Genomic DNA, 16,885 nt, shown 5'->3' on the forward strand with positions numbered 1-16,885 from the left:
TAAGAGCTTCCTAAAGACGATACTGCGGGCAGTTTAAGCGCCCCAATTCGAGTGTCGGCGAGCCGGTCCCTTACCCGCCGGTAACCCTGCGAAGGTGCTTACGGTCGCTGGGGTGCGTCCTCGCGGGTGTGCGGGTGAGCGCAGGGGTGCTGGGCGCGGCGGCCGCCGGTGGGCCGCTACGGGAGTGGCTGCACAAACAGCGCACCGGCTTGCCGCATGTCACTTGGAAATTCGCGGCGAGTGTGGACGGGCGCAGCGCGGCCGCGGACGGCACCAGTCAGTGGATCACCGGCGAGGCCGCACGCGCGGACGTGCACCGGCGCCGCGCCACCGCCGATGCGATCGTCGTCGGCACCGGCACGGTGTTCGCCGACGACCCGGCGTTGACCGCGCGGTTGCCCGACGGCAGTCTCGCCGACCACCAACCCCTGCGGGTCGTGGTGGGGGAACGTGAGATCTCGCCTGACGCAACGGTTCTCAACGACGACTCGCGCACGATGGTGATCCGCACCCGTGATCCGCACGAAGTCATCAAGGCGCTGTCGGACCGCACGGATGTGCTCGTGGAGGGCGGCCCCACCCTGGCCGGGGCGTTCCTGCGGGCCGGGGTGATCGACCGCATCCTGGCCTACGTCGCGCCGATACTGCTCGGCGGTCCGGTCACCGCCGTCGACGACGTCGGCGTGCCGAGCATCGCCCAGGCGCAGCGTTGGCGATTCGACGGGATGACCGCGGTGGGCCCCGACGTGTTGCTGAGCCTCATCCGTACCTAGGGTCGCTTCGCTTGTTATCCAATCGTTTTCAATCGTTCATGTGACGTTTCCGTGCTCGGTGTCACACCCGCGCGCGGGCGCCGGACCGGCCCGCGGCCGCCGGCTCTCGCTAGACTGGTCCGGGAATTCGCGCTTTCACCGATGAGTTGCGCATGAAAGCACGAGCAAAGGAAACGAACCATGACTGCACTGCAGGACTGGCTCAGTCACAGCCCGGTCGACACCCTCACCGGCGCGCTCCGCGAGGCCTGGCGGGGACTGACTTCGGGCGACGCCGATCAGGCGGAGGAGCCTCAGCTGATGGGCCGCGGACTCGAGCGCTGCTGAGCCTCGTCCGCCGGCTCCTCGGCGTGCTCGTCCTTGGCCGCGATCAACAGGCCGAGCACGGCGCCCACCACACACACCACCGCGGTGATGGTGAAGATCTCGGCGTACTGCATCACGTAGGCCTCCCGCACCCGGTTGGCCTCGGCGGCCAGCCGCTCGGCCAGCGAGTTGCCCCCGGTGCTGGCGGGCAGGCTGGCCAGGTGCTGGTTGAAGCGGTACAGGCCCCACGCGGACAGCGCCGCGATACCGATCAGCATGCCGATCATGCGGGCCACCACCACCGCGGCCGACGCGATACCGTGCTGGGCGGCCGGAACCACCCGCAGGGTCGCCGAGGTCAGCGGGCCGATCACCAGGCCCAGACCCAGCCCGGCGACCGCGAGGTCGGTGTCGAAGGTGGGCAGCTGCACCACACCCAGGTCATGGTGGTCGGTCAGCACGTCGATGGTCCAGTGTGAGATCAGCCAATAGCCGCCGCCGGCGATGAGCAGGCCGGCGAACGCGACGATGCGGTCACCGATCCTGGTGGCCAGCCAGCCGCCCAGCAGCGCCCCGATCGGTAGTGCGCCGAGGAACCAGAGCAGCATGAGTACCGCTTCGTTCTGCTCCTTGCCGAGCACCCCCTGGGCGAACAGCTCGATGTTGACCAGCGTCACCATCAGCGCCGCCCCCGCGCACAGCGAGGCACCCAGACCGGCAAGGAACGGCCGGAACCGCACCCCGGCGGGTTCGATGAGCCGGGTGGCGGCGAACCTCTCCCACACGAAGAAGGCGACCGCGGCGACCGCCGCGGCGGCCAGGACCGGCAGGCCATAGCTCGGCAGCACCTGCTTGCCGTCGGGTGTCTGGTTGTAGAGACCGACGACGGCGAGCCCCAGCGCCAGTGCGAGCAACAGCCCGCCCACCACGTCGACCTTCTCCGTCGGCGCGTCCTGGGCCCGGCCGGGCAGGCTGAAGTGGATCAACAGCATCGCGACCGCGGCCAACGGCACGTTGACCCAGAACACCGACTGCCAGTGGCTGAACAGCGCGACCAGGGCGACGCCGTAGAGCGGGCCGAGCACGCTGCCGAGTTCCTGGGCGGCGCCGACCCCGCCGAGCACCGCGGCTCGGTTGCGGCTGGCCCACAGGTCCGCCGCCAGGGCCAGGGTGACGGGCAGTAGGGCGCCGCTCGCGACGCCCAGGACGGTGCGGCCGACGACCATCATCACGAGGTCGGTGGACAGCGCGGTGATGACCGAGCCGACCGCGAAGGTGGCCAGGCTGGCCTGGATCAGGATCTTGCGACCGAACTTGTCCGACGCACGGCCCAGCAGCGGCATCGCCGCGATGTAGCCCAGCAGGTAGCTCGTGATGATCGGCGTCACCCGCTGGATCTCGTTGATGGCGATCCCGACGTCGAACATGATGTCGCGGATGATCGAGATGACGACGTAGGTGTCGAGGGCGCCGAGCAGCACGGCCAGACTGCCGGCGCTGATCGCCATCCACCGGTTGGTGGCGCCGGGACCTGCCGACGGGCCGGCGGTCTCCGTGGTGGGGGTGCGGTGCATCACACCGCGGGTTTGTCGACGGTCACCGGCTCGCCCCAGTTCGACAGGGTCATCGTGACGCTGTTCCCTGGGCTGGGTTCCAGGCGGGCCTGCATCAGCTCGTGGTCTCCCTCTTCGCTGATCCACGCGGTGCCCGGCACCGGGCCGGTGGCGGCGATCTGCGGTGCGATCTTGTTCACCGCGTCGGCGCTGACCTCGCCGGTGACCCGGACCGTCTGCACGCCCTCGACGGTCTCGCGGCCGTCGGAGGTGGGGTTGGAGAAGTTGGCCAGCACGTTGGCCAGGCCCACGTCGGGATTCAGGATCGCGGCGACGTCGTAGATGTCGGAGGCGGGGCCGAAGTTCGACAGCGCACCGCCCGCGGTGATCGCGGCGTAGAGATCGCCGTCGGAGACGACGAACGCGACGTCGTTGAGCCGCTGCCCGAGAAAGATGATGTTCGCGGTGCCCTTCGCGGCGACCGCCGGGGACTGGGTCAGATCACCCTCGAGGGACTCGACGGGCAGATCGGGGATCTGGCCCTGGACGCCGAGCTTCAGATGGGCGCTGGTCTGGCCCCTGGTCGTCTCACTCGACTCCTGCAGCAGGGTCGCGGCGTCGGGCAGGTCCGTGCCGGAATCCTCGGAGGACGATCCGGAACATCCGGCGACCAGTGCGACGGCAGTGAAGAGGGCGGCGAAGATCGCCAACAGGCGGGTCTGCATGCCTGCATCGTAGAGGGTGCGCCGGCGGGAACGTGCGGCCCGGTGCCGGGGCGGACCGCCGAAACCGGCCGCTGAACTGGGTGTTCAGCGGAAATCGACCGGCGCTCAGATGATCGGGGGATCACCGGGTTGCAGCACGCGCAGCCACCGGTATCCGTACGGATCGAGTTGCATTTCGGCACGGCCGCGCGGATCCAGGGAAAACTCGCTGCGGTCGTCGAGCAGATCGACCAGCCGTGATTCCGGGGGGAGGTCGCGCAGTTCCAGCGGTACGAGACAGCCGTCGGCGCCGAAATTGTGCAGGGCGACCATCGTCCACCCGGACGGTTCGCGGTAGACGTGCGCGAGCACAGCCGGGTTCGGTTGGTCGAGGACTTCTGCGGTGGACCAACCGATCTCGGGTTGCTGGCGGTAGGTGTAGATCAGGTCGCGGACGAACCACCAGAAGGACCGGTGGTCGTGGCGCTGATCGGCGGCGTTCACCCGTTCCGGCCCGTACAGCCCGTCGGGCAGCGGCCTGGTCAGCCGCCGTCTGCCCGCCGTGGAGAACCCACCGTTGGGCCCGGACGTCCACTGCATCGGCGTGCGCACCGCCAATCGTCCGGGGATATCGAGGTTTTCGGCCATGCCGATCTCTTCGCCGTAGAACAGGACCGGGGTGCCCGGCAGGGAGAACGCCAGCGAGTACACCATCCGCATCCGTCGCTCGTCGCCGCCCAGCATGGGGGGCAGCCGGCGCCGCAGCCCCCTGCCGTACAACTGCATCTCCGGTTCCGGGCCGAACGCGTCGAACACCTCCTGACGTTCGTCGTCGCCGAGCTTGTCGAGGGTGAGCTCGTCGTGATTGCGCACGAAGTTGGCCCACTGGCTGGTGAGGTCGAGCGCGGGCCGGTCGCGCAGCGCCTGGGCGATCGGGCCGGCGTCGCCGCGGGCCAGCGACAGATAGAGATGCTGCATCCCGATGAAATCGAACTGCATGTTCAGCCCGTCGCCGTCCGGGCCGCCGAAGAACGTCTTCTGGTCCTCGTATTCCACATTGACCTCGCCCAGCAGGACCGCATCGCCCAGCCGGCGGGTGATGAAATTGCGGACGTCGCCGAGGTACTCGTAGGGGTCGAACACCCCGGGATCGCCCGGTGCTCCGTCACGGGCGAACAGGAACGGCACCGCGTCGATGCGGAACCCGGAGACGCCGAGTTGCAGCCAGAACCCGAGTGTGCGCGAGATCTCCTCCTGCACAGTCGGATTCGCGATGTTCAGGTCAGGCTGGTGTTTGTAGAAGTGGTGCAGGTACCACTGGCCGGTCTTCGGGTCGCGTTCCCACAGGCTGTCCTCCTGGTCGGGGAACACCACCTGTTGCGCGGTGCCCGGCGGTTCGGAGTCGCTCCACACGTAGTAGTCGCGGTACGCGTCGTCGGTGCTGCGGCGCGCCGACCTGAACCACGGGTGGGCATCCGAGGTGTGGTTCATCACGAAGTCGACGATCACGCGGATGCCGTTGGCGCGGGCGGTGCGGACCAGTTCGACGAAATCGCCGAGATTGCCCAGCCGCGGGTCGACGCCGAAGAAGTCGGTGATGTCGTACCCGTCGTCCTTGCGTGCCGTCGGGTAGAACGGCATCAGCCACAGGCAGGTGATGCCGAGATCGGCCAGGTACTCGACGCGTTCGGTCATGCCGCGGATGTCGCCGCAGCCGTCGCCGTTCCAGTCGTAGAACGTCTCGATGTCGGCGCAGTAGAAGACGGCGTTCTTCCACCACAGGTCGCCGGTCTCGATCTTTCTCACGCCGGCACCGCCGGCGCGGTGGGCGACAGCGCAGGCAGCACGTGCTCGCCGAACGCGTCGATGAACGGCCGCTGGTGCTGCCCGACGAAGTGCAGGTACAACTCGTCCCAGCCCTGCTCGATGTACTCGTGGAGCCAGGCGGCGTGCCTGCCGAGGTCACCGGAGACCCGCACCGACTTCGCGACCTGCTCGGCGGTGACGGTTTCGCCGATCACGTCGAACGCCTCGACGGTCTCGATGTCCCACGAGACCGGCGGGGCGAACACGTTGTTGCGCCACTGGTCATGGGCGATGGCCATGGCTTCGTCCTCGGTGGGCGCCCAGCTGAGGTGGATCTGCAGGCGCGCCGGTCCCCGGCCGCCGGCGTCGCGGTAGGCGTCCAGTACCTTCTTCAGCGTCGCGGCGGGCTGGTTGACCGTGATCAGCGCGTCGGCCCACTCGGCGTGCCGGGCCGCGGTGGCCGGTGTCACCGCGGGACCCACCAGCTCGGGCACCCGGTCGGGCAGTGTCCACAGCCGGGCGCGGTTCACCTGGATCAGGCCGTCGACGCTGACCTCCTCGCCCCGTAGCAGGCGCCTGATCACGTCGACGCATTCGAGCAGGCGCCGGTCCCGGATCTCTTTGCGCGGCCAGGCTTGGCCGGTGATGCGTTCGTTGGACGCCTCACCGGAGCCCAGAGCGGCCCAGAACCGGCCGGGGAACATCTGGGCCAGCGTCGCGATCGCCTGCGCGATGATCGCGGGGTGGTAGCGCTGCCCCGGAGCGTTGACGACACCGAAGGGCAGGGTCGTGGTGGCCAGCGCCGCGCCGAGAAAGGACCAGGCGAACCCGGACTCGTTCTGCCGCTCACTCCAGGGGCTGAAATGGTCCGAGGACATGCCTGCGGTGAAGCCTGCCTGTTCGGCGTGCTGCACGTCGCGCAGCAGCTGCCCGGGCGCGATCTGTTCGTGGGAGCAGTGGAATCCGATCACGGTCATCGTGCCGGGATACCCGGTACGGGGCCGGTCTAGGCTGGTCGGAATGTTCACCGGAATCGTCGAAGAACTGGGCGAGATCGTCGGCAAGGAGGACCTCGGCGACTCCGCCCGGCTGGTCATCCGCGGTCCGGTCGTGACCTCGGATGCGGGACATGGTGATTCGATCGCGGTGAACGGCGTGTGCCTGACCGTCGTCGACGTGCTCGCCGACGGTTCGTTCACCGCCGATGTCATCCACGAGACATTGGAGCGGTCCAGCCTGCGCGGCGTGGACGTCGGCGCGAAGGTGAACCTGGAACGCGCCGCCGCGGTGAGCAGCAGGCTCGGCGGTCACATCGTGCAGGGTCACGTCGACGGAACCGGCCACATCATCTCCCGCACGCCGTCCGAGCACTGGACGGTGGTGCGGATCGCGCTGCCGCCCGCGCTGGCGCGCTATGTCGTCCAGAAGGGCTCCATCACCGTCGACGGGGTGTCGCTGACTGTGTCGGGTCTCGGGCACGACTGGTTCGAGGTGTCGCTGATCCCGACCACGCTCGGGCTCACCACGCTGGGGCACACCGAGGTCGGCGCGCACGTCAACCTCGAAGTCGACGTCATCGCCAAGTACGTCGAGCGGTTGCTGGACCGCAGAGACGCCCCCGCTGCCGACTGAGGCCGACGACTCCCGGACGGACCGGAGATCCCTCGAGAGCGGTGATCTTGACGTTTGCCGTATGTGCGACACGCCGAACATAGCAACTTGCGAAGTGCACTTCCCAAAGAATTGACGGTGTCGTAATGTGCCATTTCAAGGGAGAAACTGGCCAAGGAGTGGGGTATGGCGCGTCATCGGCGAATTTCAGCGAAGCAGAGCCGAAGGGCTAACCGCTTAGCCGTTCTGGCATTCCTCGGATTGCTCGCCGCCTCGCCGGGCGTCGCGACCGCCGCCGCGGAGACCGGCGAGGACGCGTCGACCGCGTCGGAGACGGCGCCCGAGCCCGGGCCGGAGAAGCCAACCGCGGAAACCGAGGACCCGACCGCGGCCGACGAGGAGGTCGACGAGGAGGTCCAGGACGAGGAGGCCGACGACCCCGAGCCGGAACCCGAGCCGGACCCCGAGCCGGAACCCGAGCCCGAGCCGGAACCCGAGCCCGAGCCGGAACCCGAACCGGAGCCCGACCTCGCGGCGGTGAGCCCGGCGGGCCGCGACGCCGATACGGGCCCTGAGCCGGTCCAGGACGAGGTGCCGACGCTCCAGCCGGTCGCCGAATCCGAGGTCGTCGAGGCGGACGACGCCGAATTCGTGCCGGCGGCGTCGACGGCGACGGTGGGCGGGACGGCCGAGGCGGACGAGAAGTCCCCGTGGGACTGGCTACCGGAATACCCCGACATCGACGGGGTCACCAAGACCGAGGTGGCCGCGGTGGTCTTCATCGCCGCCACGGCGGTGACCGTGGCATCGATCCCGACGGTGCCGCTGCTGACGATCCCGCTGCTGTTGGTCACGATGGCGGCCTGGGCCCGGTTCGAGGACCTGGGCACCAACCGTCACGCCCCGACCGCGTCGGCCGGTGCCCCCACCCGGGTGCTGGGCGTGGTGACGGGCACGCTGCACGGCCAGGACGAAGACGGCGACCCGGTCAACTTCACGATCGAGAGCGGGCCGGCGAACGGTTCGGTCCAGATCATCGGCAACCAGTACATCTACACGGCGAACAACCCGTTCACCGTCGGCGCCATCAGCGATTCGTTCACCGTCAAGGTCGACGACTTCGGCGGCTGGCGCAACCACCCGCTCGGGATGCACTCGTTCACGATGACCGTCGAAGTCAGTGACGACGGGTTGGTCCTGAACCTTCCGCCGTTGGTGCTGCCGGTGTCGGCGGGCATCCCGGACCGGGCGGGCGTCGTCCGCGGCGAGGTCATCGGCGACGACCCCGAGGGCGGTCCGCTGACCTACAAGCTGGTCAACGGCCTGCAAACCATCGTCACCGGCAAGGGCGGCATCGTCCACCTCGACGGCAACAAGTACGTCTACATTCCGTCACCGACCGGCGGCGGGCTGCTCAACGAGATCTTCGACTCGTTCGAGATCAGGGTCAGCGACGCCGACGGGGCGACCACCCCGGTGCAGGTCGGGATCGTCACGATCGAGCTCGGCTTCGGCTTCACCGGGGTTTTCGACGAGGAGACGAACACGGTGGCGGGCGAGATCGACGCTCCCGCAAACGATGTCGCGCTGTTCACCTACGCTCTCGGTGACGGGCCGATGCACGGCGGGGTGGAGATCGACCCGCACAGCGGCGCGTATGTCTACACCCGCAACGGCGACCCGGCCGAGGATTCGTTCACGGTGGTCGCGACCGATGCCTTCGGCAACCAGCTCACCTTCGAGGTCGACGTCGAGCCGTTCGGCGCCAACCAGGATCCGACGGTGGTGCCGATCGGAACCGGCATCCCGGACGTCGTCAGCGGTGTCGTCACAGGGGCCGTACTCGGCGCCGACCCGGACGGAGACCAGCTGTTCTACAGCGTGGACGGATACGGCGGCGGGCAGGCCGCGGTGCTCGGCAACGGGGCGTTGGTGCTCGTCGGGCCGGACGGCGCGTGGACCTATATCCCGCCTCTCGACGGCGGCGGCATCCTCGGTGCGATCGCCGACGACTTCAGGATCTACGTGACGGACGGCCGCGGGGGACAGGCCTCGGTCCTGATCGGTGTGCTCACCCACGACCTGAAGATCGACGTCACCAAGACGGTCTCGAACGGCACGGTCACCGGCGGCCTGAACCTGCCCGGTGCACTCGCGGGCAAGCTGACGTACGGACTGGGCGCCACCACACCGGGCAAGGGCACCGTCACGGTCGAACCGGACGGGACGTACACCTACGTCGCCACGACGGCGGGCCCGGGTGAGGTCGACACGTTCACCATCGTGGCGACCGCGCACGGGAAGTCGATCGTGGTGGCCGAGGTGTCGGTGACGGCGATCCCGGCGAACCGGCCCCCGGAGGCCGATCTGCTCGGCGGAGGTGTCGGCACCGGGGTCTTGAAGGGCAGGATCGACGCCGTCGACCCGGACGGCGACGGGTTGACGTTCCACATCGGCGACGTCGACGGCGGTCAATCGGTGTTGCGGCCCAACGGGTCGATATTCCAGATCGATTCGGCCGGGAACTGGGTCTACATCCCGACCACCGACGGCGACCCGCTGTTCGGAACCGTCGCCGACTCGTTCACCGTGTACGTCAGCGACGGCAGAGGCGGGTTCGACAGCACCCTGGTGACGATCGGCACGACCGAACTCGACATCGACTACACCAACACCGCAGTGGTCGGCGCTGTGACCGGCCAGCTGGCGATCCCGTCGTCGCTGTCGGGTCTGCTGACCTACGGCAAGGGCGCGGGCGCGCCGGCCGGGGTCACCGTCAACGCCGACGGCAGCTACTCCTACATCGGTGACGGTGAGGTCAGCTTCGCCGTCGTCGGAACCAACGCCCACGGCACGACGATGACGGTGGCCAACGTCACAGTCACCCCGGTGCCGCCGAACCGCGCACCCTCGCTGGAGACCGGGGGACTGAACATCACACCCACCCCCGGCAAGACCGAGGTGTGGACCGGTGTGACGGTGTGGGACGAAGACGGTGACGACGTGCAGTGGACCGGCACCGCGTCGAACGGCACCGTGAGCTTCTCGACGCCCGTCGACGTGACCGACCCGATCAGGGGCGGGACGCTCAGCAGCCGCACCGTGACCTACAAGTCGAACGGCGGCAGCGACGGCCAGGTGTTCCCACCGAGGCTGCCCTCCAACGGGCCCGCCGACACGATCGTCATCACAGTCACCGACTCGAAGGGCGCGACGTTCAGCTTCACCCTCTCCTACCCGGCCTGACTGCGCCGCAACGGCGGGCAATAACCGGCGGGACCCCGTGGTTCATACTGAAAGGTGTCGACACGTGGTTCCGGCGGCGGAACCGGCAAGGGTGGTGAGGATGACGAGGCTGGATTCGGTCGAGCGCGCGGTGGCCGACATCGCCGCAGGCAAGGCCGTGGTCGTCATCGACGACGAGGACCGTGAGAACGAGGGCGACCTGATCTTCGCCGCCGAGAAGGCCACTCCCGAACTCGTGGCGTTCATGGTCCGGTACACGTCCGGCTACCTGTGTGTGCCGCTCGACGGTGAGATCTGCGACCGGCTCGGACTGCTGCCGATGTACGCGGTCAACCAGGACAAGCACGGCACCGCCTACACCGTCACCGTCGACGCGAAAAAGGGTGTGGGAACCGGTATCTCGGCGATGGACCGGGCGACGACGATGCGTCTGCTGGCCGACCCGGACGCCGTCGCCGACGACTTCACCAAGCCCGGTCACGTGGTGCCGTTGCGCGCCAAGGACGGTGGCGTGCTGCGCAGGCCCGGGCACACCGAGGCCGCCGTCGACCTGGCCCGGCTGGCCGGACTGCAGCCGGCGGGGGCGATCTGCGAGATCGTCAGCCAGAAGGACGAAGGCGCGATGGCGCAGACCGACGAGCTGCGGATCTTCGCCGACGAGCACGACCTGGCGCTGATCTCGATCGCCGACCTGATCGAGTGGCGCCGCAAACACGAGAAGCACATCGAACGGGTCGCCGAGGCCCGCATCCCGACCCGCCACGGCGAGTTCCGCGCGGTCGGCTACACCAGCATCTACGAAGACGTCGAGCACGTGGCCCTGGTCAAGGGCGATATCGCCGGCCCGCACAGCGACGGGCACGACGTGCTGGTGCGGGTGCACTCGGAGTGCCTCACCGGTGACGTGTTCGGTTCCCGGCGCTGCGACTGCGGCCCGCAGCTGGATGCCGCGCTGGCGATGGTGGCCCGGGAGGGTCGCGGGGTGGTGCTGTACATGCGTGGGCATGAGGGCCGCGGTATCGGCCTGATGCACAAGCTGCAGGCCTACCAGCTGCAGGACGCCGGCGACGACACCGTCGACGCGAACCTCAAACTCGGGCTGCCCGCCGATGCCCGGGACTACGGCATCGGCGCCCAGATCCTGGTCGACCTCGGGGTGCGCTCGATGCGGCTGCTGACCAACAACCCGGCCAAGCGTGTCGGGCTGGACGGTTACGGGCTGCACATCATCGAGCGCGTCCCGCTCCCGGTGCGCGCCAACGCGGAGAATATCCGCTACCTGATGACCAAGCGGGACCGCATGGGCCACGACCTCGTCGGCCTTGAGGACTTCGACGAGGCCGTCCCCGGCGAGTTCGGCGGCGCGGTATGAGCCCAGCCGCCGGTGTCCCTGATCTGCCGGCGCTCGATGGCAGGGACCTGAAGCTGGGGATCGTCGCGAGCACCTGGCACGAGACCATCTGCGATGCGCTGCTCGACGGGGCGCGCAAGGTCGCCGCCGACGCCGGCATCGAGGACCCGACCGTGGTCCGGGTGCTGGGTGCGATCGAGATCCCGGTGGTGGCGCAGGCGCTGGCCCGCGACCACGACGCGGTCGTCGCGCTCGGTGTGGTGATCCGCGGCCAGACACCGCATTTCGACTACGTCTGTGACGCGGTGACCCAGGGCCTGACCCGGGTGTCGCTGGACGCCTCCACACCGGTCGCCAACGGGGTGCTCACCACCGACAACGAGGCGCAGGCTCTGGACCGCGCCGGGTTGCCGGACTCCGCCGAGGACAAGGGCGCCCAGGCGGCGGCCGCCGCGGTGTCCACCGCGCTGACGCTGCGTGGGTTGCGATCGGGTTCATGAGCCGCGACGACTGGGACCTCGAGGTCAAACCGCACCTGACGCCGTACTTCGCGTACGGCGCCGCGGCGCTGATCGTCGCCGCGCACGTCGTGGTCGGCGCGCTGCTCAAGGTCGGCTCCACCGGTGTGGTCTTCCGCACCTACGACCAGGTCGCGATCGCGATGGTCGGGGTCGTCATCGCGGGCTTCGTCTCGCTGTTCGCGCGGCCCCGGCTGCGGATCGGCCCGTCCGGCGTGGCTGTGCGAAACCTGTTCGGGTACCGGCTGTTTCCATGGGACCAGGTGGTCGGCGTGTCGTTCCACGAAGGCGCGCGCTGGGCCCGGCTGGATCTGCCCGACGACGAGTACGTGCCGGTGATGGCCATCCAGGCGGTCGACAAGCGGCGCGCCGTCGACGCGATGGACCGGGTGCGCGCGCTGCTGCGGCGGTATCAGAGTCGGCAACCCGGGATCAATTCCCGCTAGGCCGCCGTCGACTCCGGCTCAAGCCGGTCGGCGGCCGGCAGTAACCTGGGACCGTGCCCGATCCAGCGACGTACCGACCCGCTCCCGGGTCGATACCCGTCGAACCGGGGGTCTACCGATTCCGCGACCCGCACGGCCGGGTGATCTACGTCGGCAAGGCCAAGAGCCTGCGCAGCCGGCTGAACTCGTATTTCGCCGATCTGTCGGGGCTGGCCCCGCGCACCAGGCAGATGGTGATGACCGCGGCCAGCGTCGAGTGGACGGTCGTCGGCACCGAGGTCGAGGCACTGCAGCTCGAGTACAACTGGATCAAGGAGTTCGACCCGCGGTTCAACATCCGCTACCGCGACGACAAGTCCTATCCGGTGCTCGCCGTCACACTCAACGAGGAGTACCCGCGGCTGAAGGTCTACCGCGGTCCGCGCCGCAAGGGTGTGCGCTACTTCGGCCCGTACTCGCACGCCTGGGCCATCCGCGAAACGCTCGACTTGTTGACCCGGGTGTTCCCGGCCCGGACCTGTTCCAACGGAGTGTTCAAGCGGCACAGCCAGATTGACCGTCCCTGCCTGCTCGGCTACATCGACAAGTGTTCGGCGCCCTGCGTCGGCCGGGTCAGCGCCGACGAGCACCGGCGCATCGTGCTGGACTTCTGCGACTTCCTCGCCGGGAAGACCGACCGGCTGATCCGCGAGATGGAACAGCAGATGAACGCCGCCGCCGAAGAGCTGGATTTCGAGCGGGCCGCGCGGTTGCGGGACAACATCGGCGCGATGCGCCGGGCCATGGAGAAGCAGACCGTGGTGCTCGGCGACGGCACCGACGCCGACGTCGTCGCGTTCGCCGACGACGAACTCGAAGCCGCCGTCCAGGTGTTCCACGTGCGCGGCGGCCGGGTGCGGGGCCAGCGCGGCTGGATCATCGAGAAGTCCGGCGAACCAGGAGAATCCACGCTCGAGTACCTCGTCGAGCAGTTTCTCACCCAGTTCTACGGCGACCAGGCCGAACTCGGCGGCGCCGGCGACGGCGGCGGCGACGAGGCGACCACGCTTGTGCCCAAGCAGGTGCTGGTCCCGGTACTGCCCGAGACCGCTGACGAGCTGGAGACCTGGTTGTCGCAGCTGCGCGGGTCACGGGTGTCGCTGCGGGTCCCTCAGCGCGGGGACAAGCGGGCACTCGCCGAGACGGTCAAGCGCAACGCCGAGGGCGCGCTGAACCAGCACAAGCTCAAGCGTGCGGGGGACTTCACCGCCAGAAGCGCTGCGTTGCAGAGTATTCAGGACGCACTCGGGCTGGCGGAGGCTCCGCTGCGCATCGAGTGCGTCGACATCAGCCATGTGCAGGGCACCGATGTGGTGGCCTCGCTGGTGGTCTTCGAGGACGGGCTGCCGCGCAAGTCCGACTACCGGCACTTCGCGATCAGGGAGGCCGCGGGCGACGGGCGGTCCGACGACGTCGCCTCGATCGCCGAGGTGACGCGCCGGCGGTTCTACCGTCACCTGAAGGAGACCCCGCAGCCCGGCGACATGATGGCCGAGGGGAGATCGCGCAGGTTCGCGTACCCGCCCAACCTGTTCGTCGTCGACGGCGGAGCCCCCCAGGTCAACGCGGCGCAGGCGGTCCTCGACGACCTCGGGGTCACCGACGTCGCGGTGATCGGGCTGGCCAAGCGGCTCGAAGAGGTGTGGGTGGCCTCCGAACCGGACCCCGTGATCATGCCGCGCAACAGTGACGGCCTGTACCTGCTCCAGCGGGTCCGCGACGAAGCGCACCGGTTCGCGATCTCCTACCACCGCAGCAAACGGTCCAAGCGGATGACGGCCTCCGCGCTCGATTCGGTGCGCGGGCTCGGCGAGCACCGCCGCAAGGCTCTGGTCACGCATTTCGGCTCGCTGGCCCGGCTCAGGCAGGCCGGCATCGACGAGATCACCGCGGTGCCCGGCATCGGGGCGGCGACCGCACGCGCCGTCCTGGAAGCGCTCGGCGCCGACGTGTCACCGCCGGCCGGGGCCGATTCCGGCGCGGTGACCACGGATATCGGCAATGATCAGAGCAGGGTATCGGGATGACAGAGCAGGGCATGCACGGGCAACTGCGTGGGGGAGCCGGCCGCGCCGGACATGAGGGGGGCCTGGAGACAGCGCCCGTCGACGAGGGGGTCGACAACGGAATCGACGTCGTCCTCGTCACGGGCCTGTCCGGCGCCGGGCGGGGGACGGCGGCCAAGGTGCTGGAGGATCTCGGCTGGTATGTGGCCGACAACCTGCCGCCGGAGCTGATCGCCCGGATGGTCGACCTGGGGTTGGCCGCGGGCTCGCGGATCACCCAGCTCGCGTTGGTGATGGATGTGCGCTCACGTGGCTTCACCGGCGACCTGGACTGGGTGCGCAGCGAACTGGGCACCCGCAGCATCGTGCCGCGGGTGCTGTTCCTGGAGGCCTCCGACGACATCCTGGTGCGACGTTACGAGCAGAACCGGCGCAGTCACCCGTTGCAGGGCAACCAGACCCTGGCCGAGGGCATCGCGGCCGAACGCGCGCTGCTGGCCCCGGTGCGGGCCTCGGCGGACCTGGTGATCGACACGTCCTCGCTGTCGGTGCACGGCCTGCGGGACAGCATCGAGCGTGCGTTCGCCGGCGCGACGGTCGCACACACCAACGTCACCGTCGAATCGTTCGGCTACAAGTACGGGCTGCCGATGGACGCCGACACCGTGATGGACGTCCGGTTCCTGCCCAACCCGCACTGGGTGGACCGGCTGCGGCCGCACACCGGCCAGCACCACGAGGTCCGCGACTATGTGCTGGGCCAGCCCGGCGCCGTGGAGTTCCTCGACTCCTACCATCAGCTGTTGGACGTCGTGATCGACGGGTACCGCCGGGAGGGGAAGCGCTACATGACCGTCGCCATCGGGTGCACCGGAGGTAAGCACCGCAGTGTCGCGATGGCCGAGGCGCTCGCCGACCGGCTCGCCGACGCCGACCTGACGGTGCGGGTGCTGCACCGCGACCTGGGGCGCGAATGAGTCCACGCATCGTCGCGCTCGGTGGTGGACACGGCCTCTACGCCACACTGTCGGCGGCGCGCAGACTCACCCCGCACGTGACCGCGGTCGTCACCGTCGCCGACGACGGCGGCTCGTCGGGACGGCTGCGCAGCGAGCTGGACGTCGTCCCGCCCGGCGACCTTCGAATGGCATTGGCGGCGTTGGCTTCCGACAGCCCGCACGGTCGGCTGTGGGCCACGATCATCCAGCACCGGTTCGGTGGCAGCGGTGCGCTGGCCGGGCATCCGATCGGGAACCTGATGCTGGCCGGCCTCAACGAGGTGCTCGCCGACCCGGTCGCGGCGCTCGACGAACTGGGCCGCATCCTCGGCGTCAAGGGACGGGTGCTGCCGATGTGCCCGGTCGGTCTGGGCATCGAGGCCGACGTGGTCGGGCTGGAGTCCGATCCGCGGGTCAGCCGCTCGATCCGCGGCCAGGTCGCGATCGCCACCACCGTGGGCAAGGTGCGCCGGGTCCGTCTGCTGCCGAACGACCCGCCCGCCACCCACCAGGCCATCGACGCGATCATGAACGCCGATCTGGTGGTGCTCGGACCGGGGTCGTGGTTCACCAGCGTCATCCCGCACGTGCTGGTGCCGCAGCTGGCCGCGGCGCTGCAGGCCACCACGGCCCGGCGGGCGCTGGTACTGAACCTGGTGGCCGAACCGGGGGAGACGGCGGGCTTCTCGGTCGAACGCCACATCCACGTGCTGGCCCAGCACGCACCCGGATTCACCGTGCACGACATCATCGTCGATTCGGCCCGGGTGCCCAGTGACCGCGAACGCGAGCAACTGCGCCGCACCGCCACCATCCTCGACGCGAACGTTGAGTTTGCTGACGTATCCAGACCTGGTACACCTTTACATGACCCGGCGAGGCTGGCCGCGGCGTTGGAGGGGGTTCGCAAGCGCGGCATGACGCCCAATGGCACGACCCAGGGGTTCCAGCAGCCGACCATTCCCACGCCGCCAGCGACCCGACCGAGAGGTGACGACCCGTGGCGATGACAGCCGAGGTCAAGGATGAACTGAGCCGGTTGGTGGTCAACTCCGTCAGTGCCCGCCGCGCAGAGGTGGCCTCGCTGCTGCGGTTCGCCGGCGGGCTGCACATCGTGTCCGGCCGGGTCGTCGTGGAGGCCGAGGTCGACCTCGGGATCATCGCGCGCCGGCTGCGCAAGGACATCTACGACCTCTACGGCTACAACGCGGTGGTGCACGTGCTGTCGGCCAGCGGCATCCGCAAGAGCACCCGCTACGTGGTGCGGGTGGCCAAGGACGGGGAAGCGCTGGCGAGGCAGACCGGCCTGCTCGACCTGCGGGGCCGGCCCGTCCGCGGGTTGCCCGCCCAGGTCGTGGGCGGCAGCGTCAGCGTCGGCTGGCCGGCATCGATGAGATCGTATTGTCGCTGACCGCCAAAGGGCTCACGACCGGCGAGGTCGCCGCGCATTTCGACGACGTCTACGGGGCCACGGTCTCCAAGGACACCATCTCCCGAATCACCGACAAGGTCGTCGAGGAGATGACCG

13 protein-coding genes and 3 pseudogenes are annotated in these 16,885 nt (G+C 69.1%); 12 read left to right on the forward strand and 4 right to left on the reverse strand.

The genetic code is table 11. The annotated features are described in order from the left end of the window. Nucleotides 1-122: 122 nt before the first annotated feature. Both ASJ79_RS02015 and ASJ79_RS32990 read left to right on the forward strand, forming a co-directional pair. Nucleotides 123-773 (forward strand): annotated as a pseudogene (locus tag ASJ79_RS02015) (RibD family protein); the annotation flags it as partial. A 180-nt stretch (nucleotides 774-953) separates the two neighbouring features. Continuing rightward, on the forward strand, nucleotides 954-1,100 hold the full coding sequence (locus ASJ79_RS32990; protein ID WP_197420041.1) for a hypothetical protein: 147 nt from the start codon (nucleotides 954-956) through the stop codon (nucleotides 1,098-1,100). Here ASJ79_RS32990 and ASJ79_RS02020 read toward each other — a convergent pair. The 4 genes from ASJ79_RS02020 to ASJ79_RS02035 all read right to left on the reverse strand — a co-directional run bounded on the left by ASJ79_RS02020 (nucleotide 1,067) and on the right by ASJ79_RS02035 (nucleotide 6,119). Further along, entirely contained in the window at nucleotides 1,067-2,653 is a 1,587-nt protein-coding gene (locus ASJ79_RS02020; RefSeq protein WP_067952725.1) for an MFS transporter, read from the reverse strand. The two genes, ASJ79_RS32990 and ASJ79_RS02020, sit on opposite strands and share 34 nt — an antisense overlap. After that, nucleotides 2,653-3,357 carry an LppX_LprAFG lipoprotein gene (locus ASJ79_RS02025; RefSeq protein WP_067952727.1) on the reverse strand — a complete coding sequence of 235 codons (705 nt, stop codon included), beginning with the start codon at nucleotides 3,355-3,357 and terminating at the stop codon, nucleotides 2,653-2,655. Before ASJ79_RS02025 ends, ASJ79_RS02020 begins: the two co-directional genes overlap by 1 nt. Before the next feature lie 105 nt (nucleotides 3,358-3,462). Beyond that, nucleotides 3,463-5,142 (reverse strand): alpha-amylase family protein, encoded by a 1,680-nt coding sequence (locus ASJ79_RS02030; protein ID WP_067952729.1) that lies wholly within the window; start codon nucleotides 5,140-5,142, stop codon nucleotides 3,463-3,465. Continuing rightward, nucleotides 5,139-6,119 carry a TIGR03885 family FMN-dependent LLM class oxidoreductase gene (locus tag ASJ79_RS02035; RefSeq protein WP_067952731.1) on the reverse strand — a complete coding sequence of 327 codons (981 nt, stop codon included), beginning with the start codon at nucleotides 6,117-6,119 and terminating at the stop codon, nucleotides 5,139-5,141. Before ASJ79_RS02035 ends, ASJ79_RS02030 begins: the two co-directional genes overlap by 4 nt. A gap of 43 nt (nucleotides 6,120-6,162) precedes the next feature. Here ASJ79_RS02035 and ASJ79_RS02040 point away from each other — a divergent pair, with 43 nt between their 5' ends. The 10 genes and pseudogenes from ASJ79_RS02040 to ASJ79_RS02085 all read left to right on the forward strand — a co-directional run. Then, nucleotides 6,163-6,774, forward strand: a complete 612-nt coding sequence (locus ASJ79_RS02040; protein WP_067952733.1) for a riboflavin synthase — start codon at nucleotides 6,163-6,165, stop codon at nucleotides 6,772-6,774. Nucleotides 6,775-7,014: 240 nt separating this feature from the next. Continuing rightward, a complete protein-coding gene (locus ASJ79_RS02045; RefSeq protein ID WP_067952735.1) occupies nucleotides 7,015-9,999 on the forward strand; it encodes an Ig-like domain-containing protein in 2,985 nt (994 codons plus the stop codon). Nucleotides 10,000-10,099: 100 nt separating this feature from the next. Further along, a complete protein-coding gene (locus ASJ79_RS02050; protein WP_067952747.1) occupies nucleotides 10,100-11,371 on the forward strand; it encodes a bifunctional 3,4-dihydroxy-2-butanone-4-phosphate synthase/GTP cyclohydrolase II in 1,272 nt (423 codons plus the stop codon). Further along, complete coding sequence (ribH, locus tag ASJ79_RS02055; protein WP_067952737.1) at nucleotides 11,368-11,850, forward strand: 6,7-dimethyl-8-ribityllumazine synthase; 483 nt, start codon at nucleotides 11,368-11,370, stop codon at nucleotides 11,848-11,850. Before ASJ79_RS02050 ends, ribH begins: the two co-directional genes overlap by 4 nt. Next, nucleotides 11,847-12,314, forward strand: coding sequence for a PH domain-containing protein (locus ASJ79_RS02060; RefSeq protein ID WP_067952739.1), 468 nt, complete (start codon nucleotides 11,847-11,849; stop codon nucleotides 12,312-12,314). Before ribH ends, ASJ79_RS02060 begins: the two co-directional genes overlap by 4 nt. Nucleotides 12,315-12,367: 53 nt before the next feature. After that, nucleotides 12,368-14,380 (forward strand): excinuclease ABC subunit UvrC, encoded by a 2,013-nt coding sequence (gene uvrC / locus ASJ79_RS02065; RefSeq protein WP_067952741.1) that lies wholly within the window; start codon nucleotides 12,368-12,370, stop codon nucleotides 14,378-14,380. Then, nucleotides 14,377-15,336 (forward strand): RNase adapter RapZ, encoded by a 960-nt coding sequence (gene rapZ / locus ASJ79_RS02070; protein WP_067952743.1) that lies wholly within the window; start codon nucleotides 14,377-14,379, stop codon nucleotides 15,334-15,336. The genes uvrC and rapZ overlap by 4 nt, the downstream gene beginning before the upstream one ends. After that, entirely contained in the window at nucleotides 15,333-16,367 is a 1,035-nt protein-coding gene (yvcK, locus tag ASJ79_RS02075) for a uridine diphosphate-N-acetylglucosamine-binding protein YvcK (RefSeq protein ID WP_067952745.1), read from the forward strand. Before rapZ ends, yvcK begins: the two co-directional genes overlap by 4 nt. Further along, a pseudogene (gene whiA / locus ASJ79_RS02080) lies at nucleotides 16,364-16,726 on the forward strand (DNA-binding protein WhiA); the annotation flags it as partial. The gene yvcK and the pseudogene whiA, both read left to right, overlap by 4 nt. Before the next feature lie 20 nt (nucleotides 16,727-16,746). Then, a pseudogene (locus ASJ79_RS02085) lies at nucleotides 16,747-16,885 on the forward strand (transposase); the annotation flags it as partial.

It is taken from the genome of Mycobacterium sp. NAZ190054, from assembly GCF_001545925.1.
Taxonomy (GTDB): Bacteria; Actinomycetota; Actinomycetes; order Mycobacteriales; family Mycobacteriaceae; genus Mycobacterium.

Coding starts and splice junctions, on each gene's coding strand:
- ASJ79_RS02020 (WP_067952725.1), bottom strand. CDS start 2,653: ATGCACCGCACCCCCACCACGGAGACCGCCGGCCCGTCGGCAGGTCCC.
- ribH (WP_067952737.1), top strand. CDS start 11,368: ATGAGCCCAGCCGCCGGTGTCCCTGATCTGCCGGCGCTCGATGGCAGG.
- ASJ79_RS02040 (WP_067952733.1), top strand. CDS start 6,163: ATGTTCACCGGAATCGTCGAAGAACTGGGCGAGATCGTCGGCAAGGAG.
- ASJ79_RS32990 (WP_197420041.1), top strand. CDS start 954: ATGACTGCACTGCAGGACTGGCTCAGTCACAGCCCGGTCGACACCCTC.
- ASJ79_RS02025 (WP_067952727.1), bottom strand. CDS start 3,357: ATGCAGACCCGCCTGTTGGCGATCTTCGCCGCCCTCTTCACTGCCGTC.
- ASJ79_RS02060 (WP_067952739.1), top strand. CDS start 11,847: ATGAGCCGCGACGACTGGGACCTCGAGGTCAAACCGCACCTGACGCCG.
- ASJ79_RS02050 (WP_067952747.1), top strand. CDS start 10,100: ATGACGAGGCTGGATTCGGTCGAGCGCGCGGTGGCCGACATCGCCGCA.
- yvcK (WP_067952745.1), top strand. CDS start 15,333: ATGAGTCCACGCATCGTCGCGCTCGGTGGTGGACACGGCCTCTACGCC.
- ASJ79_RS02035 (WP_067952731.1), bottom strand. CDS start 6,119: ATGACCGTGATCGGATTCCACTGCTCCCACGAACAGATCGCGCCCGGG.
- rapZ (WP_067952743.1), top strand. CDS start 14,377: ATGACAGAGCAGGGCATGCACGGGCAACTGCGTGGGGGAGCCGGCCGC.